We start from the raw sequence: 26203 nt of genomic DNA, 5'->3' as shown, positions 1-26203 counted from the left end.
TAGATTTTAAGAAAAAAGTTTTACATTAGAAAAAACTAGTTTTTCTATATTTTTACTTGTATATGTATATATATATATATATAATGGTTAATGAATACTAGTAATTACCGTAATTCTTACTAGTGTTCGTTTTTTTTATTGTATTTTTATTTTTTATGTTATAATAATTTTGTAAGTATAGGTTTACCCTACTATGCTTAACTTATTAAATTTTTAATTTAATGAATTACGGAGGTTAAGTATTTTTTTGTGTTTAAAGTACAGTTAGTTAATATTGAAAAAGGGCGTATTATTCCCGATAAAAATAATAAAGGTCAAACATTAAAGTTTGATGTTTTGAAGTTTGTAGAAATAAATAAACAAACAAGCGTGCCAACTGGTCAAACACGTGATAAATGATATAATCCGGAATTTGCTAGTGATTTTAATAATTGCTTATCTACTGTTGATTTAAAAGTTGGTAATTTTTATTTACTTGAACTTGATTTAAGCGGTAATATTAAAAAACTTTCTAATTGAAAATAGTTATTTATAAAAGGGTAATTTTAAATAATTATTATAGATTAGGAGTTAATTAAATTATGGCTAATAATGATAATTGTTCATGTGAACAAGCATTTCATTTAGCGATTTATATGTGTAAACTTTGTGACCAAGTTATTTGTCCTAAAAGAGTTTTGCAAAACTTATATACTAGAAAATATTATTGTCCAAATTGTATATTAGATATTGCTTTAAGTAAGGCAATGAGACAGCAAGAAAGTAAGTTAAATTATGAGACATAAATGTAGTGATTGAACTTATGAATGAGTATATGGTTGTGAAATGTGTTACAGAGTTGCTAATGAAATGGAATGAATAAGAAAAAAGAATAAAAGAAATAAGTAAAAATTAAATAAGGGGCTTATATATGGATTATATATTTTCATTAAGCCCCAATGGATTAGATTATAATTCATAAATAAGTTCCTTATTAGTATATAAAGTAAGGAGTTTTATTTATGCCTAATGAGTTAGAACAAACTAGTAATTATACTTTAACTAAAATTTTAAGAACTGGATTAAGTCCATTAAGTGCTATGGTAGGAGTTAGTGCTTATTATGGTCAATATTTAAAAAACCCAATTTTAGGTTCTATTAATTTTTTGTTATTTAGTAAAAAGTTAGGAATTGATATATGGAATATTAATCAAAGACTAACTACTAGAAATAAAGTTATTAATAGTTATAAAAAGATATTTTTAGGTTTAGGAACAATTGGTTTAATAAATTATGCTAAATTTGTTCAGTATGTAGATAAGTCAGTTTCTTTATTAAGAGATGAACCTTGTTTTTGACCACCATGTCCTACTGAACCACCTAAACCAACGTATCCACCATTTACAACTGTTAAACCGATAATTGATGTTCCATTTGTAGATTGAGATACTTATATTTCATTAAATGCTTATGGTATTTCAAATCTTATTAGTGGTTTAACTGAGTTAATCCCTAATAGATTTCAAAATATAAGAAAGATAGCAAATATGGGTACTGGTGGATGTTTGATTAGTAGTGGTGTTGCTATGGGTATTAATAATAATTTTAATAATTATTTTGCTATTCCTACAATTATTGCCGGAGCAAGTGAGATTATTAATACTTTATTATTACCGTTAGGAAATACAAATAATAATAATACAGAATTACAAGAAGTATTTACACATGAAAGAGCAAGATTAATTAATGGTAGTGTTAATGATTATCAAAGTATAGATGACGGTATGGTTGATGTTGATTTAAATGATGATAGTATGTCTGAGATTAATTTAGATAGAGCAAGTTTAAACTGGGATTATTCTTATGCTTATACATTAGGTGGTGTTTAAATTGAAAATATATATGTGATGAATTTTAAAATTTATGGCATTAACTGGATGTATTACAGGTGGTTGGCCCTTAATTACTGGACCATTTTTGATATAAAATTCTAAATTTTAATTTGTAAAATTGGTGGTTTTAGAAATTTAGAATGTATTCTTTCATAATTATAAAACATAACATATTGATTTACATCATTTATAGCTTCATTGATGGATAAATATTGATTTGATCCTTTAGGTAGTCATTCTTGAGATAAATGAGAAAATCAGTTTTCAGATAATACATTACCACCAATATCATAAGGTTGTTTTTTGCTTAAAATTATTTGTTTATCCTCTGCTTATTTTGTGATATCCTGACAATAAAATTCGTTGGCGTTATCTGAATGTAAAATAACATTTTTTACTTGATTTCAAGAAAATTGTTTGTTGATTTTTTCAAGAGCAGGAAGAATTAAATCCTGATATGATTTATTAGGAGCAATATTATAACTAACAACATTATTTGAATAAAAATCAATAATTACAAAAAGATATAATCATCCTTCTTTAGTATTTATTTGTTTAGTGTCCATTGATCAAATTTGATTTGAAGAGGTTGTACTTTTATAATCTTTGTTTACTTTATCCATTGTAGGTATTCACTTATTTGGATTTTTTTTGTTTTTAGGATAGTTATTTTTAGTTTGTTTTAATCCTTGAATATTGTGTTCTTTCATAATTTTTCGCATTTGTTTTATTGATAATTCTATATTTAAAATGATATTTTTTTCTTGTTTTAATCACTCTTTAAAAGTTGAAAAAATTCTTAAATATCCATAAATTCTGCCTTTTCTTGTAGAATGAAATTCGATTAAAAGTTGGCATATTTTTTGATATTTATGATTGCATTTAATAATATGATTTTCTTCTTTTTTAATAGGTTTTTGTTTATTTTTTAAAAAGTAATATGTTGATCTGTTTAATTGAAGATATTGACATAGGTTTCTAATTGAATATTGATTTTTACAATCATCAATAATTTTAATTTTTTCTTTGATATTTAATTTGTTAATTACTAATGCTATTTGTTTAATTTTATCCATTAATAAAAATCCTTTCAGGTTAAAATTAGTGTTAATTATATAACACAATTGTTTTTAGAATACATTCAGGTTTTTTAAATTAATGGTCTAGTAAAAAGGGCTAAGTGGCACATTTAGTATATTTTTAGGATTAATTCCTAGCATTATAGTTTTAGGAATTGTTGCAATTAAACCAGTATCTATCTTAATTGGTATTGTTATAGGTTATGTTAGTATTCCATGAAATAATATTAAAAATAAAATAACAAACTGAGTGTTTAAGAAAAAAGAAAATAAATTAATTAAAAAAATGATTTAAAAGTTGAAAGAAAAAGATATGAAAAACAAAAATTAGAAAGAAAATTTGAAAATTTAAATAATCAAGTAAAAGAATTAAAACAAACATTAGAATTTCAAAGTAAATTATTAGAAATTAATAATGAAAATGTAAGAAATAATGAACAAAATAAAACTATAAGAACATTTATTTTATAAGGAGTGAATTAATTTTATGAAAAAAGATAAATGAAAAAATATGCCAAGACAAAAGTTGCATAAGAAAAAGGCAAAAAGAAATTTTGAACAGAGATTATATGAAAATATGAGTTTTGATAGTTTTTTAGGAGGTAGAAAATAATGGTTAAATGAATAGTTGTGATAATTGCTGTGCTTGGTACTTCTTGGGCTTTTAAAGGTACTATTAAAAAGTTAGTTTGAAAATTTAAACATAGAAAACACAATATAGTTGACCCAGATTGTTGATATTGTAAAGAACAAAAGCGTAAAGAAAGAGCAAGAAAAGAGTTAGAGGAGGGAGGTGATTAGTATGCCAAAAGGATTAAGTGCTTTAATAGAAATGATTGGAGGTATTGGCCAAAAATTATTAGAATCTTTTAGTTATGTTTTTAACTGAGTATTTGCGGGTGATTCTATAATGACAAATTGACCGGTATTAATTCCAATATTTATGATGGTCTTAGTATTTATTAAAGAATTTATTGGACATATTATTCGTGGATTTAGATAGAAAAAATTAAAATTGTTTTTAGGAGGTAATAGTTATGATTAAATTATTTTTTGCAATAATTTTTGTTTTTCCTTTATTAGGTAAACTTTTGCCTTCTTTAAATAATATTGTGCAAAATATTTTGCAAAGTTATATTACTGATTTTTCTGGTTTACATAATTTGTCTTTGGTTATTAAAAGTTTTATTTTTGTTGATAGTTCACAACAAATAGTTTCAATGCCAGCACCATTGTTAGCAATTATTTTAGTACTTTTTACTTTTTCATTAATTTTAAAATTATTAAAAATAATATAGGAGTAGTTTATTATGGGTGTTGCTTTTATTTCAAAAGTTTTAGAACTATTTGGTCAAATTTTTATGAAATTTTGAAATTTACCAATGGCAGATTTAGGTTTTAATTTGGGGACTTTTGTTGTTTTTATTCTTTTAATAAAGTTTGCTATGTCAGTTTTTTTAAATATTGACATTCAGCCAGTTTCTACATCGGGGACTGTAAAGCAAAGTTATAGAAATATTAAAGGTAGTTCAAAATTTGTTGGTAAAAAAATTGCTAAGGTTCATAGTAAACGTATTGATAAATTAAAAGAAAAAAATAAAAAACAAGGTAAGTTTAAAGGTGGTGCTGGTGGTAATAAATTTACTGGAACATCTAGTGGTTGAGGAGTTGGTAATTAATTATGAGTGATTTTGTGAATAGTATATTGCATTTAATTTTTATATTTTCTAGTAATGATATTGGTATATTTTTAAATCAAACTAATATTACTGATGAAGTTTATATTTTGTTTAATTTGACTTTTTGGTTGGTATTAGGTGTATTTTTTAATTTTATTTATCGTAGTATTAAATTTATTTTTAGGTCATTGTTTGGGTAGGTGTTAAGTATGAGTGTTTGAGATATTTACAATAAAATACATCAATGTATAGTTGATTATTGAACTATGTTTATAGGAAGTCCAGTTAACCAATTTACTACTATTTTATGAAATTTAGTAGTTTATGGAACGCAGTTTTTTATTGGATTTATTATATTTTATGGTTTATGATGAGTTTTAAGATGTTTGTTTGGTAAATAATTATGTGATTTAAATTTGCTAAATTGTTTTTTGTTGTAAATACTTCTGTTCAAGCACCAACTAGTTTAATTGCTTCAAATGACCATAATGTTGTTAATTATGATATTACAAAAGAAATGGTTAAACATGTTAAGTATCATAATTTTGATGATTGAGCAACAATACCATGAAATTCTGCTTATTTTGACATTGACCAACCGGATTTAAAATTAGTTAGTGGTGAATATATTGGTAATCAGGGTACTTATATATGTTCTTATTATAGTGATACAGTTGGTGTTCCAAAACAACAGATAAATATGGGGTCTGGCGTTTATACTTTTAATAGAAAACAATTGGATGAATTTTCACGTATTATGTTTAATCATAATTATGTTTCAGAAAAGAATACTAATCATTTGAATTTTGTTAATAACGATAGGAGAGTTATAAATTTTCAAACACAGTTAAATTTTGAAATTGATAAACCTTTGAGTTTTTATATTCAAGGATTTATGTTTTATTTTGAATATGAACGTTTTAAAACTTTTACTGCTAATTTTACTTTTAGTTTTTTAGATTATGTTGGTAATACAAAGTATGTTTTTAAAGGTAAAGTGGATAATGATATTTATCAACGGTGGTTGGCCCTTAATTACTGGACCATTTTTGATATAAAATTCTAAATTTTAATTTGTAAAATTGGTGGTTTTAGAAATTTAGAATGTATTCTTTCATAATTATAAAACATAACATATTGATTTACATCATTTATAGCTTCATTGATGGATAAATATTGATTTGATCCTTTAGGTAGTCATTCTTGAGATAAATGAGAAAATCAGTTTTCAGATAATACATTACCACCAATATCATAAGGTTGTTTTTTGCTTAAAATTATTTGTTTATCCTCTGCTCATTTTGTGATATCCTGACAATAAAATTCGTTGGCGTTATCTGAATGTAAAATAACATTTTTTACTTGATTTCAAGAAAATTGTTTGTTGATTTTTTCAAGAGCAGGAAGAATTAAATCCTGATATGATTTATTAGGAGCAATATTATAACTAACAACATTATTTGAATAAAAATCAATAATTACAAAAAGATATAATCATCCTTCTTTAGTATTTATTTGTTTAGTGTCCATTGATCAAATTTGATTTGAAGAGGTTGTACTTTTATAATCTTTGTTTACTTTATCCATTGTAGGTATTCACTTATTTGGATTTTTTTTGTTTTTAGGATAGTTATTTTTAGTTTGTTTTAATCCTTGAATATTGTGTTCTTTCATAATTTTTCGCATTTGTTTTATTGATAATTCTATATTTAAAATGATATTTTTTTCTTGTTTTAATCACTCTTTAAAAGCTGAAAAAATTCTTAAATATCCATAAATTCTGCCTTTTCTTGTAGAATGAAATTCGATTAAAAGTTGGCATATTTTTTGATATTTATGATTGCATTTAATAATATGATTTTCTTCTTTTTTAATAGGTTTTTGTTTATTTTTTAAAAAGTAATATGTTGATCTGTTTAATTGAAGATATTGACATAGGTTTCTAATTGAATATTGATTTTTACAATCATCAATAATTTTAATTTTTTCTTTGATATTTAATTTGTTAATTACTAATGCTATTTGTTTAATTTTATCCATTAATAAAAATCCTTTCAGGTTAAAATTAGTGTTAATTATATAACACAATTGTTTTTAGAATACATTCAGGTTTTTTAAATTAATGGTCTAGTAAAAAGGGCTAAGTGGCAACAAGATTTATATAATTTTGTTACTTTGCCTATTCGTGTACCAAATTTAAAACATTTAACAGTATTTTTTGACGTTCACGGTGATTCATATTCTTATATGTCACCACAGTTAAATCTTGGTCAAGTTAATATTTTTTCAAGTGAAAATATAACGCCAGTGCCACCAAATAGTCCTTTTAATCCCGAATATGAAAGACCAAGTTGATATGATGTCTTTGGACATTTACGTAATGCTTTTAGATGAGTACTTTATGGTGTTGTTGGTAAAGTTTTACCAGTTGAACCATTAAGACAATTTCTTTTTACAACAGATAGTTTATTACGACATATTTTTTCAGATACGATTAGTACTGCTTTAAATGTTGATATTGTTAGTGGAATAGAAAATATTATACCTTTATGATTATTTGTTAGAGCAATTAGTTTAATTATAGGTTAGGAGTTTATTATGCCTTGATATGGTTATGTGTTATTAGTTATAGGTTTGATTATAATTATTTATCCCATTCTTATAACTATTCGTAATGTTAAAATTTTAAAACGAGTTGGTAGTTATATTATTTCAGCACCTCCAAGAACTGGCAAATCTGCCCTTGCTTGTTGTTTAGCACAAACTCATAAGAAACGAGTAGTTAGTCCTTTCCCTATTAAGTTAAAGACTGGTTATTCTTATTTGGTTAATTATAACGATGTTTTTACTTTTAATCAGTTAGCAAGTAATTATGCTTTTGAGGAACAAGATTTAATAATTTTAGATGAATTAGCATTAAAAATAAATTCTAATGATTTAGGAGTACAGTTTAAAAATCAACAAGAAAGTTTAGGACAATTTTGTAAGTTAATAGGTCACATGTTTAATGGTACAATGTATTTGATTGAACAACACCCTAATAGAATACCAGTACAAGCAAGAGAAAAAGTAGAATATATAGTTCAAGTTAAAAGAATGCGTGTAATGATTAAAAGAGGTATTATGCCTCCAAGTTATAGTGGTGAAGCAATGGCTATGACTTTATTTTTTCCTAGACACTGGTTAAAAAGGTATAATTCACGTGCTTTACATTATGTGCATGAACTTAAAAGTGAATTGTCACCTAAGAAATACCTTAAAGAAGCAAGTAGTATTGATATGACTTATAGTGATATTAAGTCTGCTGGTTTGGATAAATTGGATAATATTTTAAAGAAAAAAGATAAACCTAAAAATAAAGATAAATAAAAATGATTATAGTCCCAGTAGGTTCACTGGGACTATAATTTGGGTGAGCCACGTAGTGGCGAGGGACCGTAGTCCCTATATACTTGAATTAGTTTAGTTTGGAGGAAAATATGAATATAATTCAATTAAAAAATTTAACTAAAGAATATTCTCCAAATATTGGTTGTTTTGATATTAATCTTTCAATCAACAAAGGTAAAGTTTATGGTTTTATTGGCCCTAATGGTGCTGGAAAAACTACTGTTATTAGACAAATGATAGGTTTTATTAAATCTGATACTGGCTTTGCAAAGATTTTAGATTATGATTATTGAAAAGAATCGGCAAAAATTATGGAATTTCTTGGCTATTTAGCTGGTGAAGTAACATTGCCTGATTATATGTCAGGAATTGCTTATTTAAAGACAGTAGCTAATATTAGAAAAAATATTTCTTGGGCATATGTTGAAAAATTAATTAATTATTTTGAACTTGATGCAAAAAGAAAAATTAAAAAAATGTCTAAGGGTATGAAACAAAAAGTAGCGATTATTTCAGCTTTTATGCATAAACCAAAAGTTTTGGTTTTAGATGAACCAACTTCAGGTTTAGATCCTTTAATGCAAGAAAGGTTTAATACTTTAATTAGAAATTCTAAAAATGAAGGTGCAACAATATTTATGAGTTCCCATATTTTTGGCGAAATTGAAAATATATGTGATAAAGTTGCTGTTATTAAAAAAGGGAAAATAATTTCTGAAATATCAATTAAGGAAATACAAAATTCTGCTAAGAAAAATTATGAAATTAAATTTTCAACAGTGAAAGATTATAATGATTTCTTAAATAAAAAATGAGATATTATTGAAAAAAATAATATAACAAAAGTTATTAAACTGAATGTTTTAAGTACTAATGTTGATAAGTTTTTAAAAGAATTATCACTTTATAAAGTTGATAATTTTAAAGAATTACCATTTAGTTTAGAAGAATATTTTATTAAATTTTATAAGGATGAGGTAAATTTTAATGATTAATTTTAGATTTGTTAAATCACAATTTAAAAATATTAAAATTCCATTAATATTATTTTTTATAATTTTATGTATTTTAATAGCTCCCATTTTAACACAAGATTATCTTGCTCCAACTATGACATTAATTGGTGAAGAACATGGAGTATCAGGTTTAGGTGGATTAGGTGGCATGAATTATCTTAATTTTGTTTTTTTTGGTATTCTGGGGTTAATATTAATTTTTTCTTTTAGTTTAATTTTAAATCATATTTTGGTTTCTAAAGAAATTGATAAAGGTTATTTAGCTTCATGATTAACAATGCCAATGTCTAGAAAAACTATTTTAAATTCAAAACTTTTTGTTTTGCTTTCTTCAATATTAATATTATATGGTTCAGTTTTTGTTTTTCAATTAATTATTTTTCCAATTAGATTTCAAGATTTTAAACTTCAAGAATTTGGATATCTTGTTTTATATAATTTGGGTTTAATATTATTGGCTTTACTTTGAGCATCAATTAATTGAACTTTTATTAGTTACTTTAATAAGTTAGTTATTTCTCTTTCAGTAGCAACATGTATTTCAACAGTATTTATTTTGTTTCAAACAATGACATTATTCTCTTCTATGCCTGGACTTGAGTACCTTAAATATTTTAAATATATGACAATTGCTTCTTTATTTAATTCTCCATTTAAGTTTGGTGATATTCCAAATATAACACCCGCTCCTGGTGTTACAGAAGTAGCAAAAGCACCGCTTTTTTCTATTAGAGCATTAGATTTTGCTTGACAATATCCAATAATGTTAATAGTACCTTTTGGTTTATTTCCATTAGGAAATTATTTTCTTATTAAAAAAGATTTATCTTTGTAAATTGATAATATTGTTTAATAAATGAGTTTAATAAAAATATCTTTAAAGTTTTAAAGATATTTTTATTTATTTAATGTCAATAAGATATTACCTTTTTATTAAAATTTTTGATTTTAGTTTTTAAATTTTGGTAATTTATTAGAATTATCAATTTGTGAACCAATAGCAAATTTTTCATAACTTGTTACTTTATTTACATTTCATTTTGAAATATCTTGATTAAATGATTTGTCTTCTATGAACATTTTTCTCAAAGAAGTTATTTCTGGTGGTAATTAATTAGGTATTTTTTCAATTGTTCTTGGCATATTAACAACTTGAATTTCTCCTGATATATTTTTAAAAAATCCAATTTGACTAATTTCTTTACTATTTATCTTTAATAAATCTTTTTTCATTAGTTGTTATTTGTTTTCCGTTTTTATCAATATAAATTGTGTCTTGTTGTGTTTTATTTTCAATATAATTAGTTATAATATTATTTTTTGAATAAACTAGTTAAATTACCTGTGGTTGTTGCAAGTGTTAAAACACTTAATGTTTTGATTAATGTTTTCATTAAGATCTCCTTTTTTTGTTTTCCCTAATAACTTCTTAAGTTTAAGAAGTTAATTATAATTTAAGTTGTTTAAAAATAAATTCAATAAGTGTTTAGTTTATGATAGAAATAAAAAATAACTAATTTCATTAATGAAATTAGTTATTTTTAAATATAAAAATTTATTTAAATGGAGAACTATATGGATTGCTATTTGCCCTTCTTTCTCAATGAGAACAACTAGGTGTTTCATTAATTTTGATTTTATTAGTTTCATTCCATGAACTTTTTAACTTTTCACCAGTTTTTAAAACTGTATCAAAAAGTATACCAAAAGTTCCATCATGATAAACAGATGGTTCATTCATACGTACATGCTTTAATTTTTCAAATTCTTGACTTTTTAATGCTTCTCGTTGTTTTCTTTCTTCTTGACAATATGGTCTATTTTTTATTACTTCTATTTGTTTATAATTATTTATTCATATTTTTTCTTCTTTTCGCAATTTTTGTTCTAATGGTCTTATAGTATCATTTGTTTCAATTACTCGTTCTGCTTCTGTTCTTCAATTTATTTGATCTAATTTTTCTCATTCAAAATATATTTTTTGTTGTAAATATTTCCGATTTTCAGAAGAACTTTTCATTTTTCTTTGGCATTCTTCTATTTCTTTTTTATTTCCTTTAGTTAAATTTTTAAACATTTATGTTTCCCACCTTTTTAAAATAAAAACTCATTTACTTTAAAATAAAGTAATGAGTTTTTTATAAACTAAACATTATTTAGTTTTAATAAATTATACTAAAAAACTAAAAAAGGTGTTGATTAAACTTTTTTTAGAATATTTTTTATTTTCTTTAATTAGTATGAAAAGTTATAAAATTAAATTTAATTTTTAAAATAAAAAACTAGTCATTAAAAATATTAATGTTGTTACTAAATTAACAATATATTATAATAACTATTATTATTTAAAAAAAGGAGAATATATGGAAAATAAAGAAAAAATTCCAACAGCTCATATCAAAGCTGCTCGTGATCAAATTGCAAAAGTAGTAATTATGCCAGGTGATCCATTACGTGCTCAATTTATTGCTTCTAATTTTTTACAAGATTGAAAACAAGTAAATAATGTTCGTAATATGTTAATGTTTACTGGAAAATATAAAGGATATAATATTACTATTGCTGCTAGTGGTATGGGTATGCCTTCAATTGGTATATATTCATATGAGTTATTTAAATTTTATGATGTTGACTGTATTATTCGTGTTGGTAGCGCTGGTTCATATCAAAAAGATGTTAAAGTTTATGATATTATTAATACTGCTAAAGTATATAGTGAATCTACTTTCGCTAAATATGCTGCTAATATTGATGAAAATCAAATTGAATCTGTTGGTAATATTAGCAAAATTATTAATAAAGTGGCACAAAAAATTGATAATGAATTTGATCAGCAAAAAAATGAAAATTCTTCGTATATAGTAAGTGAAAAAATAAATTTAAGATCGGGTTTAATTCATTCAAGTGATGTATTTTATCGTATTAATGATAATGATTATAAAACTAATCCTTTAATTAGTAAATGCTTAGCAGTAGAAATGGAATCTTTTGCCTTATTTGCTAATGCAAAACATTTAGAAAAAAATGCGGCTTGTTTATTAACAATTTCTGATTCTTTTATTACCGGTGAATCAATTTCAGCAGCATTACGCGAAACTAGTTTTAAAAAAATGATGATTTTAGCTTTAGAATCAGCAGTTGCTTATTATAAAGAAGAGGATATTGATGATAATCTTAGCGATAGAAACTAGTTGTGATGAAACTAGTGTTGCTGTTATTAAAGATAAAAAGGTTTTAAGTAATATTATTGCTTCACAAATTAAGCTTCATCAACAATATGGTGGTGTTGTTCCAGAATTAGCAGCACGAGCTCATAGTGAAAATATTGCTACTGTCTTACAAACAGCAATTGAAAAATCTAACATTTCAATTATGGATATTGATTTTGTTGCTTATACTAATACTCCTGGTCTGGCTAGTTGTTTACACGTAGGTAAAATTATAGCAGAAACTATTGCTGCTTATTTAGAAAAGCCATTGCTTCCGTGTAATCATTTGTATGGACATTTGTATGCTTCTTTAATTAATAATGAATGAGAATTTCCAGTACTTGGTTTATTAGTTAGTGGTGGTCATACACAGTTGATGTTGGCAAATGAACATTTAAATTTCACTATACTTGGTCAAACATTAGATGATGCTGTTGGTGAATGTTATGATAAAGTTGCAAGAATGTTAGGTTTAAAATATCCGGGTGGTCCTGAAATTGAACGAAGTGCTAAATTGGGAAAGCCAACTTATAAATTGCCATTACCTAAAAATGATAATAGTTTAGATTTTAGTTTTAGTGGTTTAAAATCAGCCTGTGCTAATTTGATAAATAAAGAAAAAGGTAAGTTACAATTTAATAATTTTGCAACTTCTTTTCAAACAACAGTTATTCAAGTATTGATTAATAAAATTGAATTAGCATTAAAAAAACATAATCCAAAAACTTTAGTTTTAGCAGGAGGAGTTAGTGCTAATCAGCAATTAAGATTAGCAGTATTAGATTTAAAAATTAAATATCCAAATTTAAAAATAATTGTTCCAAAATTAGAATACTGTACTGATAATGCAGCAATGATTGGTATTCTTGCAAGTTATCAAATTGAACATAAGTAAGGGTGAACTCATGATTATTGGTATTATTGGTGAAGCGGGAGTAGGTAAGACAACTGCTACAAATTTTTTTCAAAATAAAGGTGCGTATGTTATTTTTGTTGATAAAGTTGTTAAACATATTTATACACTAAAAGAAACAAAAAAAGCATTAATTAATGAATTCGGTGATACTTTTATTAATAATGATAAAACAATTAATAAAATAAAATTACGGTATGAAGCATTTCAACACCCTCATATTTTACGTAAATTAGAAAATATTATTTGACCAAAAATGATAAAAATTGTTGAAGAAGATATTATTCGTAATAAAATACACCAAGAATTAATTGTTATTGATTGTGCAGTATTATTTAATGCAAATTTAAATTTATTAGTTGATAAAATTCTTTTAATTGAGGCTGAGGAAGATAAAAAAATCCAACGAATAAAAGAACGTGATAATGTTAATGATTTACAAGTTATTTCATTATTAAATCAACAAAAAAAATATTTAATTTTAAATAAAGATATTGATTTTATTGTTAAAAATAACGGTACTATTAATGATTTTATTAAACAATTACAAAAAGTTGAAAAAAAATTATTAACAAATAAAGTATAGAGATTAATGTTTTTTTACTTTAAAAAACAATAGTAAAATATATTAAATTATTTTTGTATATTAAAATGAAAATTTTCATAATAAAAAAATTAAGAATAATTTTAAAATAGTTGAGGTTAAAAAAATACATAGTAATGTATTTATAAATTACCAAAATTGTTTTTCTTGTAGTAGAATATTTATACAACTAAATAACAAGGAACTTTAGATGTTCGGGAAAAAGATGAGAATTCTTTGCTGCCCCAGCAACTGTGATGTTGATGAACGTTACAAAACCATTGAAGATAAAACTTTCAGAAGGGTAACAAGTAAAATGAAGCTAAGCCAGTAGACCGGTCTAATTTTTTAAGTAATATTATATTCCTGGGTGTGAATTAATGATTATTTTTAATAATTACTTTTATTTTTTAATATTTGTAATTTTAATAAAGTAATTTTTAATAATGACAACATCCTTTATATAATATAGGGGATGTTTTAGTTGTGTAATTAAGTAGAGGAGTAATAATAAATGGCAAAAGATAACAAATATTTTCAACAATCACAGTCACCATTAGAATATATTATGAAAAATTTTAATGGAAAAATGCGGTCTGTAAATTGAAATGTAATCAATGATGAAAAAGATTTAGAGGTTTGAAACCGTATTACTCAAAATTTTTGGTTACCAGAAAAAATTCCTGTTTCTAATGACTTAACTTCTTGAAAAACATTAAATCCAAAATGACAAGAGTTAATAACAAGAACATTTACAGGTTTAACTTTATTAGATACAATTCAGGCAACAGTTGGTGATATCGCACAAATACCTAATTCTTTAACTGATCATGAACAAGTTATTTACACAAATTTTGCTTTTATGGTAGCAGTTCATGCTCGATCATACGGAACAATTTTTTCAACTTTATGTTCTAGTGAGCAGATTGAATCTGCTCATGAATGAGTAATTAATAATGAAAGTTTACAAGCCAGAGCACGTGCACTAATTCCTTATTATACAAGTGATGATCCTTTAAAATCCAAAGTAGCTGCCGCTTTAATGCCAGGTTTTTTATTATATGGTGGTTTTTATTTACCATTTTATTTATCTGCTCGTAGTAAATTACCTAATACTTCAGATATTATTAGATTAATTTTACGTGATAAAGTTATTCATAATTATTATAGTGGCTATAAATATCAAAGAAAAGTTGAAAAGTTACCAAAAGAAAAACAAGAAGAAATGAAAAAATTTGTATTTGATTTATTGTTTAAATTAATTGATTTAGAAAAGCAATATTTAACAGAATTATATCAAGAATTTAATTTAGCTGAAGATGCTATTAAGTTTAGTTTATATAATGCTGGTAAGTTTTTACAAAATTTAGGATATGATTCACCTTTTAGTGAAGAACAAACAAGAATTAAGGCAGAAATTTTTAATCAATTATCAGCTCGAGCTGATGAAAATCACGATTTCTTTTCAGGTAATGGTTCATCTTATGTAATGGGCATTACTGTAGAAACGCAAGATGAAGATTGAGAATTTTAATTTTAAAGGAGAAAAAAAATGCATAATGATGTTGTAAAAGTTTCAAACCAAAAAATATTAAAGCCAGAGGGAAAAATTCATGTTGTTTATTTTTCTTCTTTGTCAAATAATACTCATCGTTTTATTCAAAAATTAGAGGTTTTAAATTCAAGAATTCCTCACGATTTACAAGAGGAAATTTTAGTTGATAAAGATTATGTGTTAATAACACCAACATATAGTGGGGGTGGTGATATTAAAGAAGGGGCGGTTCCTAAACAGGTAATTAAATTTTTAAATAATAAGCAAAATCGTAATTTTTGTCGTGGTGTTATTGCGTCGGGGAATACTAATTTTGGTGATACTTTTGCAATTGCTGGGCCAATTCTTTCAAAAAAATTAAATGTCCCACTATTATTTCAATTTGAATTATTAGGAACTAATAATGATGTATCAACAATAAAAAATATATTAGTAGATTTTTGAGATAAAAATAAAAAAAATACCAATGAAATAAATACTTTATCTGGAACTTTAGAAAGTGATGAATATGTTACTTTAAATGCTAGAGCAAAAACTACTAATAATGCACAATTTGATTTGCAAGCAGCACAATCTTATATGAAAAATCATATTAAACCAAATTTATTGCTTTTTAAAACCGTTAAAGAAAGAATAGAATATTTAGTAAAAAATCAATATTATGATGAAACAATAATTAATAAATATTCAATTACGGAAATTGAACGATTAACAAATGAAGCATACAGTTTTAATTATCAGTTTACGAGTTTTATGGGTATTTTAAAATTTTATAATTCTTATGCTTTAAAAAGTTTTAATGGTAAACAATATTTAGAAAATTATGAAGATAGAGTTGTTATGAATAGTTTATTTTTCGCTGATGGTAATATTGAACATGCTAGTAAAATTTTAAGACAAATTATGTCTGGTAGATTTCAACCAGCTACTCCCACATTTTTAAATGCAGGGAAAAAACAAAGAGGTGAATACACTTCATGTTATCTTTTACGAATTGAAGATAACATGGAATCAATTGCTCGCGCTATTACTACTTCATTACAGTTATCAAAACGTGGTGGTGGAGTTGCTTTGTGTTTAACAAATTTAAGAGAATTTGGAGCTCCAATTAAAAATATTAAAAATCAAGCAACAGGTGTTATCCCAGTTATGAAAATTCTTGAAGATTCATTTTCATATGCTAATCAACTAGGTCAAAGACAAGGTGCTGGGGCAGTTTATTTAAATGTTCATCATCCAGATATTATGTTATTTTTAGATTCAAAGCGTGAAAATGCAGATGAAAAAATTCGTATTAAATCAATGTCTTTAGGAGTAGTTATTCCTGATATTACTTTTGAATTAGCAAAAAACAATGAACAGATGGCACTTTTTAGTCCTTATGATATTGCAAAAGTTTATGGTAAAGCAATGACAGATATTTCTATTACTAAAGAGTATTATAATATGTTAAAAAACCCTGAAATTAGTAAAAATTTTATTAGTGCTCGCAAATTATTTCAAATGATTGCTGAATTACATTTTGAAAGTGGATATCCTTATTTATTATTTGATGATACAGTAAATAAAAATAATGCTCATCCCGGTAGAATTGTTATGAGTAATTTGTGCAGTGAAATTATTCAAGTAAGTACAGCTAGTGAATTTAATAGTGATTTAAGTTTTAAAGAAATTGGTGAAGATATTAGTTGTAATTTAGGAAGTATTAATATTGCAAAAGTAATGGAAAGTGGAAGTGAATTTGGTGAGGTTATTTTTCAAGCAATTCATTCATTAGACCACGTATCAAGAAGTAGTGATTTTTCTAGTGCTCCGTCAGTTGCATATGGAAATAAAAAAAATCATGCTTTGGGTTTAGGTGCTATGAATTTACATGGATTTTTAGCAACAAATCATATTTTTTATGATTCAAAAGAAGCAATTGATTTTACTAATATTTTCTTTTATGTTATGGCTTATCATGCTTTTAGTGCTTCAAATAAATTAGCATTAAAATTTGGAAGCTTTGGTGGATTTAAAAATTCAAAATTTGCTGATGGTTCATATTTTGATAAATATATAAAATGTCAGTCAGATAAATGAACTCCTGAAACAAAAAAAATACAAGAATTATTTACAAAATATAACATTATGATTCCAACTCAGAAGCAATGGAAAGAATTAGTAATAAAAATTAAAGAAACGGGATTGGCTAATTCACATTTAATGGCAGTAGCACCCACTGGTTCAATTAGTTATTTATCTTCGTGTACACCAAGTCTACAACCGGTAGTCGCTCCTGTTGAGGTACGAAAAGAAGGGAAATTAGGTCGTGTTTATGTTCCTGCTTATAAGATTGATGATAATAATTTATCATATTACACTGAAGGTGGATATGAATTAGGTCCTAATCCAATTATTGATATTGTAGCAGCTGCACAACAGCACGTTGATCAAGCAATTTCTTTAACTTTATTTATTACTGATAAAGCGACAACTCGTGATTTAAATAAAGCTTATATTAGAGCCTTTAAAAAAGGTTGTTCATCAATTTATTATGTTCGTATTCGTCAAGAGGTTTTAGAGGATAGTGAAAATTATCAATGCAATGTTTGTGTTGTATAAATTAAATAGTAGTTTCAAGTAAAAAAATAAATTTGTAACAAATTTAGTAATATATTATTTATTTAATTTAAAAAATAGTGAAATTTTATTTTGGAATATAGGATTTTTAAAAAAAATTAAAAAATACATAGTAAATTTTAAAATTAAAGTTATAATAATAATTGTAAAAAAAATAATTATTATAACTTTGGAGTGGTACTCAAGAGGCTGAAGAGGACTGATTGCTAATCAGTTAGGACGGGAAACTGTCGCGAGAGTTCGAATCTCTCCCATTCCGCCATTATTTAAAAAGCATTAATTGCTTTTTTTACTTTTAAATAATAAATTTATTAATAATTAGATATAATTTAATAAAGAACTCTTTATATTAAGGAGAAATCATGCGTAAACGAGTAAACTTACTTTTATCATTAATCTTATATATTGCTTTGATTGCAACAATAGTTTTTGTTATATTTAATTATATTAAATATTCATGAATTATTTTGATGATAATTATTACTTTAACTATTTTAACTGGTATTATTATTTTCATTACCAATCGTATGCAAGATGCAAAACTATCATGAATTATGGTTACCTTATGTTTGCCAATCATCGGTATTTTTTTATATTGAACTTTTGGTCGTCCTTATCGTTATCGACGAAAACAAAAAGCTTATTTAAAAACAAATAGTTATTTTTATACCCAAGAAGATTGAACTTTTGCTAATTCAATTTTAGAATCAAAAAAAATAACTTTGAGTGAAGATACTTTATCTTTATTTAACTATACAACAAGAATTTCTCATCGACCATTTTATAATAATACTGATGTTCAAATTTTAAATAATGGTCCTAATAAATTTGTTAAATTAATTGAAGATTTAAAACAAGCAAAAAGTTATATTTTTATTAATTATTTTATTCTTGGTGAAGGGGAACTATTAGAAGTAATTATTAATGTTTTAAAAGCAAGGATTGAAGCAGGAGTTAAAGTTTATATGATTTATGATGCTGTTGGTTCATATTTTAGTTTATCAAAATATAAAATATGAAAAATGAAAAAAATGGGAATTATTATTTATAAATTTTCACCAGTTAGATTACCATTTATGACAGGAAATTATAATTTTCGTAATCATCGTAAAGATATTATTATTGATGGGAATATTGGTTATGCTGGTGGAGTTAACTTAGCAGATAACTATATTTATCTTTCTGCAAAGTATGGTTTTTGAAGAGATACCCAAATTAGAATTGTTGGGGAAGCTGTTAAATCAATTGATTTAATATTTAGACAAGATTGGCATTTTATTACTGGTAATATTCTTGATATTAGTGCTGAAAAATCTGAAATAAAAATTAAAAATAATATTATTGTTCAAGTAATTGATGATGGACCTATTACTAAAGAAACAATTCAAAAAGATTTATTTATTAAATTTATTAGTAATGCTAAAAAGCGAGTTTGAATTAGTACTCCTTATTTAATTCCAACTAGCGATTTAATTACTGCATTGCGTAATAGTGCTTATTCTGGTGTTGATGTTAGATTATCATTACCCGGAATTACTGATAAATTTTTATCATTAGACATGTCAAGAACTTATTATGATTCATTGATTGAGTCAGGTGTTAAAATTTACGAATATAATAATGTTTTTAACCATTCTAAGTCTGGTATTTTTGATGATGATATTACTATTATTGGTTCAACTAATCTTGATTATCGTAGTCTTTATTCAGATCATCAAACTTTAGTAATTGTTTATGATAGTAAAACAAATAGTGATTTATCTGCTTCATTTGAAAAAGATTTTATTCATTCTAGTTTAATTATTAGTAATCCACTACTACATCGTAGTTTTACCTATCGGGGTGTATTTTTATTATTGCTTAGAATTTTAGCACCATTATTTTAAAAAAATTTAGTATAATTAGGTAAATATTAATAATAAGGTGGTCATAATTTATGGGTTGAAGTCGACGAATTAAAAAAATTAAAGAATATTTTAGTGATGAAAATCAACCTAATTTGGATATTTCTAAATTATCAGAAGACAATGAAAAAAAAACTCCTTTTTTTAATAGGTTTAAAAAACAAAAAAAATCTAATAAATCTTCTACTTCAACGAATAATAAAAAACGTAATAATATTTTTTTAAATTTTAGAAGAAGATCAACTATTCAAATTATTAAACATTTAGAAAATAAAAATATTTTTAACTTATTTTTTTATACTGATGTTAGTAATATTACTTTAATATTAGAACAAGGAATTAAACCTTCTTCACAAATTAAATTATTGCCAAAGCAAGAATATATTGTTTGAACTTATTTAGAACATGCTACTTATTTAGAATTAGAGTTAGGTAATTCAACACGTCATTTTTTTTGAAAGTGATGTGCAGAGCAAAATGTTGATGTTAATAAAATAGCTATTATTTCTGTTGATATTCATAAACTATTTCAAAGCACTACTAAAGATTGAGGTTTAAATGTTGATACTAATCGTGTTCAAATATACGAAACAATTCCTGTTGAAGCTATTGATTGAATTTTGGTTAAAGATCGCAAAATGTTTCGTTTAGCTAAATTATATATTGATAATCAAAGACTAAAGTTAAAACTTTTCCAAGGAAATAATGGTAATATTACTTTAGGCTCTGATTAAATGGAGGTAAAATTATGCGTTGATCTGCAATTGTAATTATTGCTTTAATTCCTTTTATGACAATAATAATTATTTTATTTATACGTTTAAATCATCGTAATAATCAATATTATAATGTTATCCATGGTGATTTGTTAAGTTTAGTTCCATTGAAAATTGATTTAAAAAATGAAATCATTACTTTTTCTGAACGCTTAGAAGTTTTAAATCGTAAAAAACGAATTTCATTGTTTGTATTTAAATCAATGATGAATCGTAAAACTAAAGTAAAAATTGAAATTTTTATTCAAGATTTATTAGTGAATAAAGTTCCATTTGAGCCGTGTCATTTTTCGGTTTCCTTTCAATTAGGAAGTAAAGTTATTGTTTATGATTTATCAATTGATTATTTTGATAATAATAATAAAGTTTTGTATGGTCAAATGCAAAGTAATATTCGTTATAATCGTTTTGCTATTTCACAAGCAATTATTTTACAACAAAATGAGTTAACAGTGGTAAAGTCAGTTTTTGTACAAACTATTTTAGATAATTTTAGTCAAAAAAAATATAATAAAAAAATAAATAGTCAATTTGAATATATGATTTTAATAAAAATAAAGAATTATTTAGCATTAGAAAATATTTTAACTGTTAATAATATTGAACGAATGGAATTATTAATTTCATATTATAGTAAAATAACTTTAGGATTAGATAATACTATTATTTGTAAATATTATGATGGTCAGTTTTTAATTTATTCTAGAAATAAGAAAATAAATTTATATCGATTCCAAAAAAAAATAAATAGTTATATTAAACGTAATTTAGTAGAAAAAAGTAGTTATTTGCAGATTCAAAGTCAAATATTATGTGTTTATGCTTCAGTAAAAACTGATGCTTCAAATGTCTATATATTATATAATAAAATTATTGATAAGAATCAATTAGAAGTAGTACAAAGTAGAGACTTAATTGAAATCAAATTGAAGACAAATGATATTTTAAATTATCCCGATTATAATCATTATTCACTTCTACAATCAGAACAAATGGAAAAACTATTAAGTGTTAGTATTAGACCAGTATATAAAAGTGATAATTCAAATGAGCCAAATTGTTACTATGCTTGATGAAATTTTGTTAAAAATTCTTATTATGTTTCGTTTATTGTTTTGATGCGTAATATTCAAGATTCAGGATTGTGATGAAAAGTAAATGAGCCTTTATTTATTCAAACATTTGAAAAATTTGCGAAATTAAAACAAGAAAAAAACCTTATTCTTCCTGTTAGTTTAATTGAGTTACAAGATAAAACTATTTTAACAAAGTTAATTGCTCTTGTTAATAAGAGAAAAAATCTTTTTGAAAATTGTGATTTAATTTTTGATTTTCAAGATATTGGTGAAATTAATAGTTGGAATAAGTATGATTCAATTATTAAAACTATTCGTAGTAATAAGATAAAAATTTCTTTTACTCATGATTTACGTCATATTGATAATTTTAAATTAATTAATCATTTTAAGCCTGATTATGTAGTTTTAACTTCTAATTTATTAGAACAAGTTACTTTTAGTTTTAGTAAATATATTGATGTTATTATTTGTTTGCATTATTTAAGAATTTTAGGTATTAAAAATATTTTAGCTCGTGGTATTATTAACGTTCCTGAAATTATTGTTTTAAAAGGATTAAAGGTTGACTATTTACTAGGAAAAGTATTAGAATCAGAACAAGCAAATAAAGTGCTAGATGCTTTAAATTACCCAAATTATTGGAAGTGACATAAAAGTCAATCAACGAAAGGTGAATAGATCATTATGAATAATGCAAAGAATAAAAATATTACAGCAAGAGAGATTGATTTTGCCAAATGATATACTGATGTTATTAAGCAAGCAGAACTTTGTGATTATGGTGCAGAAAATGGTTCAGCAGCCGGTACCATTATTTTTCGTCCTCGCGGATATGCAATTTGAGAAAATATTCAACATTTATTAAATCAAAGATTTAAAATTTTAAATATTGAAAATGTAATGTTACCACTTTTAATTAGTCAAAAAGCATTTCAAGTTGAAAAAGATCATATTGAGGGTTTTGCACCAGAATGTGCAACTGTAACTAAAGTTGGAAATAATCAATTATCAGAGGAACTAATTATTCGTCCTACTTCAGAAGTTTTATTTTGTCGTCATTTTTCAAAAATAATTAGTTCATATAAACAATTACCATTATTATATAATCAATGATGTAATGTTGTTAGATGAGAAAAAAATACAAAACCATTTTTAAGAACTAGTGAATTTTTATGACAAGAAGGACATACAATGCATAATAACGATGAAGAAGCAAAAAACTTTACATTAAAAATGATTAAGTTGTATGCTGATTTTGTTGAAAAACAATTAGCAATTAAAGTTATTGTTGGTGCAAAAACAATTCACGAACGTTTTGCTGGGGCAAAAATGACATATACAATTGAAACTATGATGCAAGATGGACAAGCATTACAAGTTGGTACTAGTCATTATTTTGGTCAAGAGTTCACAAAGGTATTTAATATTAAATTTAGTAATAAAGACAATAAACAAGAATTAGGATATCAAACATCATGAGGTGTATCGACAAGATTAATTGGTGCTTTAATTATGGCGCATAGCGATGATCTGGGTTTAGTATTGCCATCTACAATTGCACCGCATCAGATTATGCTTTTAACTTTATCACCTAAAAGTGATAAAGTTAAAATAATTGTTGAAAGAATATTTAAAATTTTAAGTTCTCATTTCCGAGTATTAATAAATGAAGATAATAAAAGTTTTTCTTATAAGAAAAGTGAAAGTCAAATTAAAGGTATTCCAATTACTATTGCAATTGGTGAGCAAGAAATTGAAAACCAAGTAATTAAATTAATTTTACGTCATAATTTAGATACTATTGATGTTGAAATTAATAATGAAAAACTATTAGTAACAACTATTATTAATCAATTAAATAAATTAAATAAAGATTTATTTAATAATTCACAAAAAAAATTAAATACAAGTTTAAAAGAGTTAACAGATTTCAATGAATATCATAAATTAGTTAAAATTCATAAAGGTTTCTTTATTGTACCTTTTTGTGATCAAATAAAGTGTGAAGAAGAAATTAAAAGTTTAACTGGTACAACATCACGTTGTATTCCTTTAGAACCGTATAAAAAACCAAGTAATTGTTTTAAGTGTCAAACTCCTAATAGTGTCTGAACTTATTTTGCAAGATCATATTAAAATTAGTCAGTTAAATAGAAATAAAATAGAGGAAAGATAATTATTTGTTCTTTCATTATTATTGAGGTGATAATAATGAAAGAACAAATAAGTGCTGATAAGCAACTAATTGCTGCTATTTTTGTTAAATATGAACAAGCAAAATTAACATTAGCAAATAATAATTTTAAAGAAAATTATGTTTTGAAAGAGGATAGTGTTCACTATGCTAATAAGATAGCGATAAATAAAGATTTAAAAAATTATGAGAAACATGTGCAAATTGTTGATACAGTTTTAGCATTATTACCAAAAAATGAATATAGTTATATTGTTAGAACGTTCTTAGTTAAATCAAATAAAAATTGATGAAAAAAATATTATAATATCAAAGAATATGAAAAATTAGAAAAAACGACTATTAAGCGTTTTTTATACTTATATTTAATTTAAGGATATAAAATGAATATTAATAGCATTGATTTATTGAATTCGCGTAGTTTTTTAGAACAAAAGATGAATTTAACGAGTGATGTAAAAAACAGCCCCATTTATGAAAAAGAATTATTTTTAATTCCAAGATTTACAGTGGTTGGTTTTCCAATCCAAACTTTGCAAAAAAGCAGTTATTATTATATTGAACTTCAAATTGTAGAAGCATATAGTTGTGATTTTGATATTAACAAAGAACCAAGTGAAGGATTACTTGACGATGTAACGTTTCAATATGATTTGAATTATAGTAATATTAAGCAGGCAAGTGGACAACTTGTGATATCTAAATCAATTAAGTGAGTATTTCTTACTTTTTCATATTTAGAATTACTTGAAAATAATAAACTTGGTCCATATGCTGATATTTCTTTTTTACATATGGTTATGAAAACTTATAAGATAATTTTACCAGCAATAGCAATTAAAAAAGATAATATAAATATTTTAAATTATAGTTTTAATTGTAAAAAACCTAGTAATTTAAAGCAAGTTCGTCATATTAATAATAAACATAATTATGGAACACTTAGTTTTTACTTTAATAGTAATCCACAGTATCAATTACAAATTAAACCAAAAATGTTTATTACAACAAATTTTAATTTGGAAATTAAAAATCCCATTATTTTAACGATAAATTTCTCTGATAAAGGATTTTATCATATTTTTTCTAAAAAGATCATGAAGAACATGATAGTTGGTGGAAAATCAAGATTAGATGAGGTTTTTAAGTTTTCTGGTAATAATATTAATACTGCAAATATAGTGCCAATAAGAATAAAACGTTATCTAGTATCACATTTTCCAAAAGTAAAAGATTATTATTATGATGATAAAGAAACAATATTACGTAAAATATTAATATTTAATAATAATTTTGATTTACAACAAAATACATCATTAAATATTAATGAAAATCTATCAAAATTTTATCAAAATAATAAAATACCAGCTTTTTTATTACGTAATAAAAAAAATATTGATGAATATTATTTAGTATTTAGAATTTTATAGTACTATTTATAATAGCATTGTAAATAAAATAGTATTGAATGATGAAATAGGAAAAAATCAATTTGATTTACCAAGATTTGAATGTTTTCACTTTAATATAAATATTCCATTTAATTTTCAAACCTTTTTTAAATATGATATTAATTTAAAATTTATTGAAGAAAGTAGTGAACCAATTATTGGTGGTCCATATCATTCTATTTTTATTAAAAAATTAATAAGAAATAATAGTGAAAATTGAGTGACAACCACTAATTTTAGTTTAACTTACAATGAAATATTAAAATTTTATAGTAGTGATAACTTTAGTTTTATTGATTATAAGTATTTAATTCATAGTCAAATAAAGGTATAAAATAGACATATTCCGTAATTAAATTTTTTAAAAGTCAATTAATAATTTTAAAATTTATTTTATAATTTTGTTATTAACAATAAATTTAGAAAAGTGTTGATAAAAATGATTTTTGAAAATTTAAAAAAATTAAAAAATGAAGAATTTTACAGATATTTTGGTATAAAACGTTTTCATTTTAATGAAATGTTAGAAAAATTAATTGAAATAGAAAAATTAGAAAAAAATAAAGGTCGAAAAAATAAACTTTCAGTAGAAGAAAGATTAATGATGACTTTATTATACTGAAAAGAATATTATACTTTTTTTCAAATGAGTATTAAATCTAAAATGAGCCCATCAAGTTGTTTTCGAAATATTACTTGAGTAGAAAATAAACTTAGTAACCACAAAGATTACCAATTTTTAAAAGAAAGATATAAATTAAAAATTGATAAAAAACAAGAAAATTCAAATGAATTTCAATTTTATTTAATTGATTCAACTGAGATTGAAATTGAAAGACCAACTAAAAAAAACTACAGTTAGAATATTTTTCTGGTAAAAGT

32 protein-coding genes, 1 tRNA gene and 1 riboswitch are annotated in these 26203 nt (G+C 24.2%); of the genes, 28 read left to right on the top strand and 5 right to left on the bottom strand.

Translation table 4 applies throughout. From position 1 onward, the window contains the following. Positions 1-249 precede the first annotated feature (249 nt). The 3 genes from AAHM89_RS10920 to AAHM89_RS10910 all read left to right on the top strand — a co-directional run bounded on the left by AAHM89_RS10920 (position 250) and on the right by AAHM89_RS10910 (position 1868). The gene (locus tag AAHM89_RS10920; protein ID WP_342266357.1) at positions 250-525 is read left to right on the top strand and encodes a hypothetical protein; all 276 of its coding nucleotides are present in this window, start codon (positions 250-252) and stop codon (positions 523-525) included. A 56-nt stretch (positions 526-581) separates the two neighbouring features. After that, positions 582-785 (top strand): hypothetical protein, encoded by a 204-nt coding sequence (locus tag AAHM89_RS10915; protein ID WP_342266356.1) that lies wholly within the window; start codon positions 582-584, stop codon positions 783-785. Positions 786-1001: 216 nt separating this feature from the next. Continuing rightward, entirely contained in the window at positions 1002-1868 is an 867-nt protein-coding gene (locus AAHM89_RS10910) for a hypothetical protein (RefSeq protein WP_342266355.1), read from the top strand. A 335-nt stretch (positions 1869-2203) separates the two neighbouring features. On the opposite strand, the gene AAHM89_RS10905 is transcribed toward AAHM89_RS10910, so the two are convergent. Continuing rightward, the gene (locus AAHM89_RS10905; protein ID WP_342266354.1) at positions 2204-2947 is read right to left on the bottom strand and encodes a DDE-type integrase/transposase/recombinase; all 744 of its coding nucleotides are present in this window, start codon (positions 2945-2947) and stop codon (positions 2204-2206) included. Between the two features lie 490 nt (positions 2948-3437). Here AAHM89_RS10905 and AAHM89_RS10900 point away from each other — a divergent pair, with 490 nt between their 5' ends. From AAHM89_RS10900 to AAHM89_RS10870, 7 genes are all read left to right on the top strand, one after another. Further along, entirely contained in the window at positions 3438-3563 is a 126-nt protein-coding gene (locus AAHM89_RS10900; RefSeq protein WP_339039527.1) for a hypothetical protein, read from the top strand. Then, the gene (locus AAHM89_RS10895) at positions 3563-3751 is read left to right on the top strand and encodes a hypothetical protein (protein WP_338973732.1); all 189 of its coding nucleotides are present in this window, start codon (positions 3563-3565) and stop codon (positions 3749-3751) included. The genes AAHM89_RS10900 and AAHM89_RS10895 overlap by 1 nt, the downstream gene beginning before the upstream one ends. Before the next feature lies 1 nt (position 3752). Then, entirely contained in the window at positions 3753-3953 is a 201-nt protein-coding gene (locus AAHM89_RS10890; RefSeq protein WP_338956925.1) for a hypothetical protein, read from the top strand. Between the two features lie 34 nt (positions 3954-3987). Continuing rightward, the gene (locus AAHM89_RS10885) at positions 3988-4248 is read left to right on the top strand and encodes a hypothetical protein (RefSeq protein ID WP_342266353.1); all 261 of its coding nucleotides are present in this window, start codon (positions 3988-3990) and stop codon (positions 4246-4248) included. A 12-nt stretch (positions 4249-4260) separates the two neighbouring features. After that, on the top strand, positions 4261-4629 hold the full coding sequence (locus AAHM89_RS10880; protein ID WP_338956929.1) for a hypothetical protein: 369 nt from the start codon (positions 4261-4263) through the stop codon (positions 4627-4629). 209 nt (positions 4630-4838) lie between these two features. Beyond that, positions 4839-5030: a hypothetical protein gene (locus tag AAHM89_RS10875; protein ID WP_342266352.1), complete on the top strand. Its 192-nt coding sequence runs from the start codon at positions 4839-4841 to the stop codon at positions 5028-5030. A gap of 2 nt (positions 5031-5032) precedes the next feature. Beyond that, entirely contained in the window at positions 5033-5695 is a 663-nt protein-coding gene (locus tag AAHM89_RS10870) for a hypothetical protein (protein WP_342266351.1), read from the top strand. Here the strand turns inward: AAHM89_RS10870 and AAHM89_RS10865 are convergent. Next, on the bottom strand, positions 5692-6669 hold the full coding sequence (locus AAHM89_RS10865) for an IS3 family transposase (RefSeq protein WP_342265776.1): 978 nt from the start codon (positions 6667-6669) through the stop codon (positions 5692-5694). The two genes, AAHM89_RS10870 and AAHM89_RS10865, sit on opposite strands and share 4 nt — an antisense overlap. Positions 6670-6804: 135 nt before the next feature. Here AAHM89_RS10865 and AAHM89_RS10860 point away from each other — a divergent pair, with 135 nt between their 5' ends. The 4 genes from AAHM89_RS10860 (at position 6805) to AAHM89_RS10845 (ending at position 9870) form a co-directional block, all read left to right on the top strand. Further along, positions 6805-7218, top strand: a complete 414-nt coding sequence (locus AAHM89_RS10860) for a hypothetical protein (RefSeq protein WP_342266350.1) — start codon at positions 6805-6807, stop codon at positions 7216-7218. Between the two features lie 9 nt (positions 7219-7227). Beyond that, on the top strand, positions 7228-7998 hold the full coding sequence (locus tag AAHM89_RS10855) for a hypothetical protein (protein ID WP_342266349.1): 771 nt from the start codon (positions 7228-7230) through the stop codon (positions 7996-7998). A gap of 110 nt (positions 7999-8108) precedes the next feature. Continuing rightward, positions 8109-9014 (top strand): ABC transporter ATP-binding protein, encoded by a 906-nt coding sequence (locus AAHM89_RS10850; protein WP_342266348.1) that lies wholly within the window; start codon positions 8109-8111, stop codon positions 9012-9014. Continuing rightward, entirely contained in the window at positions 9007-9870 is an 864-nt protein-coding gene (locus AAHM89_RS10845) for an ABC transporter permease (RefSeq protein WP_342266347.1), read from the top strand. Before AAHM89_RS10850 ends, AAHM89_RS10845 begins: the two co-directional genes overlap by 8 nt. Positions 9871-9983: 113 nt before the next feature. On the opposite strand, the gene AAHM89_RS10840 is transcribed toward AAHM89_RS10845, so the two are convergent. The 3 genes from AAHM89_RS10840 to AAHM89_RS10830 all read right to left on the bottom strand — a co-directional run bounded on the left by AAHM89_RS10840 (position 9984) and on the right by AAHM89_RS10830 (position 11112). After that, positions 9984-10115: a BspA family leucine-rich repeat surface protein gene (locus AAHM89_RS10840; RefSeq protein ID WP_342266346.1), complete on the bottom strand. Its 132-nt coding sequence runs from the start codon at positions 10113-10115 to the stop codon at positions 9984-9986. A 30-nt stretch (positions 10116-10145) separates the two neighbouring features. Beyond that, on the bottom strand, positions 10146-10268 hold the full coding sequence (locus tag AAHM89_RS10835) for a hypothetical protein (RefSeq protein WP_342266345.1): 123 nt from the start codon (positions 10266-10268) through the stop codon (positions 10146-10148). Positions 10269-10590: 322 nt separating this feature from the next. Beyond that, positions 10591-11112 carry a hypothetical protein gene (locus AAHM89_RS10830; protein WP_338958062.1) on the bottom strand — a complete coding sequence of 174 codons (522 nt, stop codon included), beginning with the start codon at positions 11110-11112 and terminating at the stop codon, positions 10591-10593. Between the two features lie 286 nt (positions 11113-11398). On the opposite strand from AAHM89_RS10830, the gene AAHM89_RS10825 reads away from it, so the two are divergent. From AAHM89_RS10825 to AAHM89_RS10760, 14 genes are all read left to right on the top strand, one after another. Continuing rightward, a complete protein-coding gene (locus tag AAHM89_RS10825) occupies positions 11399-12226 on the top strand; it encodes a purine-nucleoside phosphorylase (RefSeq protein WP_342266344.1) in 828 nt (275 codons plus the stop codon). Continuing rightward, positions 12201-13139, top strand: coding sequence for a tRNA (adenosine(37)-N6)-threonylcarbamoyltransferase complex transferase subunit TsaD (tsaD, locus tag AAHM89_RS10820; RefSeq protein ID WP_338958057.1), 939 nt, complete (start codon positions 12201-12203; stop codon positions 13137-13139). Before AAHM89_RS10825 ends, tsaD begins: the two co-directional genes overlap by 26 nt. Positions 13140-13149: 10 nt before the next feature. Further along, positions 13150-13743, top strand: coding sequence for a dephospho-CoA kinase (coaE, locus tag AAHM89_RS10815; protein WP_342266343.1), 594 nt, complete (start codon positions 13150-13152; stop codon positions 13741-13743). 189 nt (positions 13744-13932) lie between these two features. Then, positions 13933-14098: riboswitch (cobalamin riboswitch) on the top strand. 156 nt (positions 14099-14254) lie between these two features. Further along, positions 14255-15274, top strand: coding sequence for a class 1b ribonucleoside-diphosphate reductase subunit beta (gene nrdF, locus AAHM89_RS10810; RefSeq protein WP_342266342.1), 1020 nt, complete (start codon positions 14255-14257; stop codon positions 15272-15274). 18 nt (positions 15275-15292) lie between these two features. Next, the gene (gene nrdE / locus AAHM89_RS10805) at positions 15293-17899 is read left to right on the top strand and encodes a class 1b ribonucleoside-diphosphate reductase subunit alpha (RefSeq protein ID WP_342266341.1); all 2607 of its coding nucleotides are present in this window, start codon (positions 15293-15295) and stop codon (positions 17897-17899) included. Between the two features lie 189 nt (positions 17900-18088). Continuing rightward, positions 18089-18179, top strand: a tRNA-Ser gene (locus AAHM89_RS10800). Positions 18180-18279: 100 nt separating this feature from the next. Further along, positions 18280-19803 (top strand): cardiolipin synthase, encoded by a 1524-nt coding sequence (gene cls / locus AAHM89_RS10795; RefSeq protein WP_342266340.1) that lies wholly within the window; start codon positions 18280-18282, stop codon positions 19801-19803. A 50-nt stretch (positions 19804-19853) separates the two neighbouring features. Continuing rightward, entirely contained in the window at positions 19854-20555 is a 702-nt protein-coding gene (locus AAHM89_RS10790) for an acetyltransferase (RefSeq protein ID WP_252319916.1), read from the top strand. A 14-nt stretch (positions 20556-20569) separates the two neighbouring features. Next, complete coding sequence (locus tag AAHM89_RS10785) at positions 20570-22354, top strand: hypothetical protein (protein WP_252319918.1); 1785 nt, start codon at positions 20570-20572, stop codon at positions 22352-22354. Positions 22355-22360: 6 nt separating this feature from the next. Beyond that, on the top strand, positions 22361-23812 hold the full coding sequence (proS, locus tag AAHM89_RS10780) for a proline--tRNA ligase (RefSeq protein ID WP_342266339.1): 1452 nt from the start codon (positions 22361-22363) through the stop codon (positions 23810-23812). 75 nt (positions 23813-23887) lie between these two features. Continuing rightward, positions 23888-24244 (top strand): MG284/MPN403 family protein, encoded by a 357-nt coding sequence (locus tag AAHM89_RS10775; RefSeq protein WP_342266338.1) that lies wholly within the window; start codon positions 23888-23890, stop codon positions 24242-24244. A gap of 9 nt (positions 24245-24253) precedes the next feature. Continuing rightward, positions 24254-25300, top strand: coding sequence for a hypothetical protein (locus AAHM89_RS10770; protein WP_342266337.1), 1047 nt, complete (start codon positions 24254-24256; stop codon positions 25298-25300). Positions 25301-25334: 34 nt separating this feature from the next. Continuing rightward, positions 25335-25655: a hypothetical protein gene (locus AAHM89_RS10765; RefSeq protein WP_342266336.1), complete on the top strand. Its 321-nt coding sequence runs from the start codon at positions 25335-25337 to the stop codon at positions 25653-25655. Between the two features lie 105 nt (positions 25656-25760). After that, positions 25761-26183: a transposase family protein gene (locus tag AAHM89_RS10760; RefSeq protein WP_339045912.1), complete on the top strand. Its 423-nt coding sequence runs from the start codon at positions 25761-25763 to the stop codon at positions 26181-26183. Positions 26184-26203: the final 20 nt, after the last annotated feature.

Origin of the sequence: Spiroplasma endosymbiont of Villa modesta (assembly GCF_964030925.1) — a bacterium.
GTDB lineage: Bacteria > Bacillota_I > Bacilli_A > Mycoplasmatales > VBWQ01 > Spiroplasma_E.
Note: the sequence above shows the minus strand (reverse complement) of the source record. Positions and strands in the feature narration are given on the sequence as shown.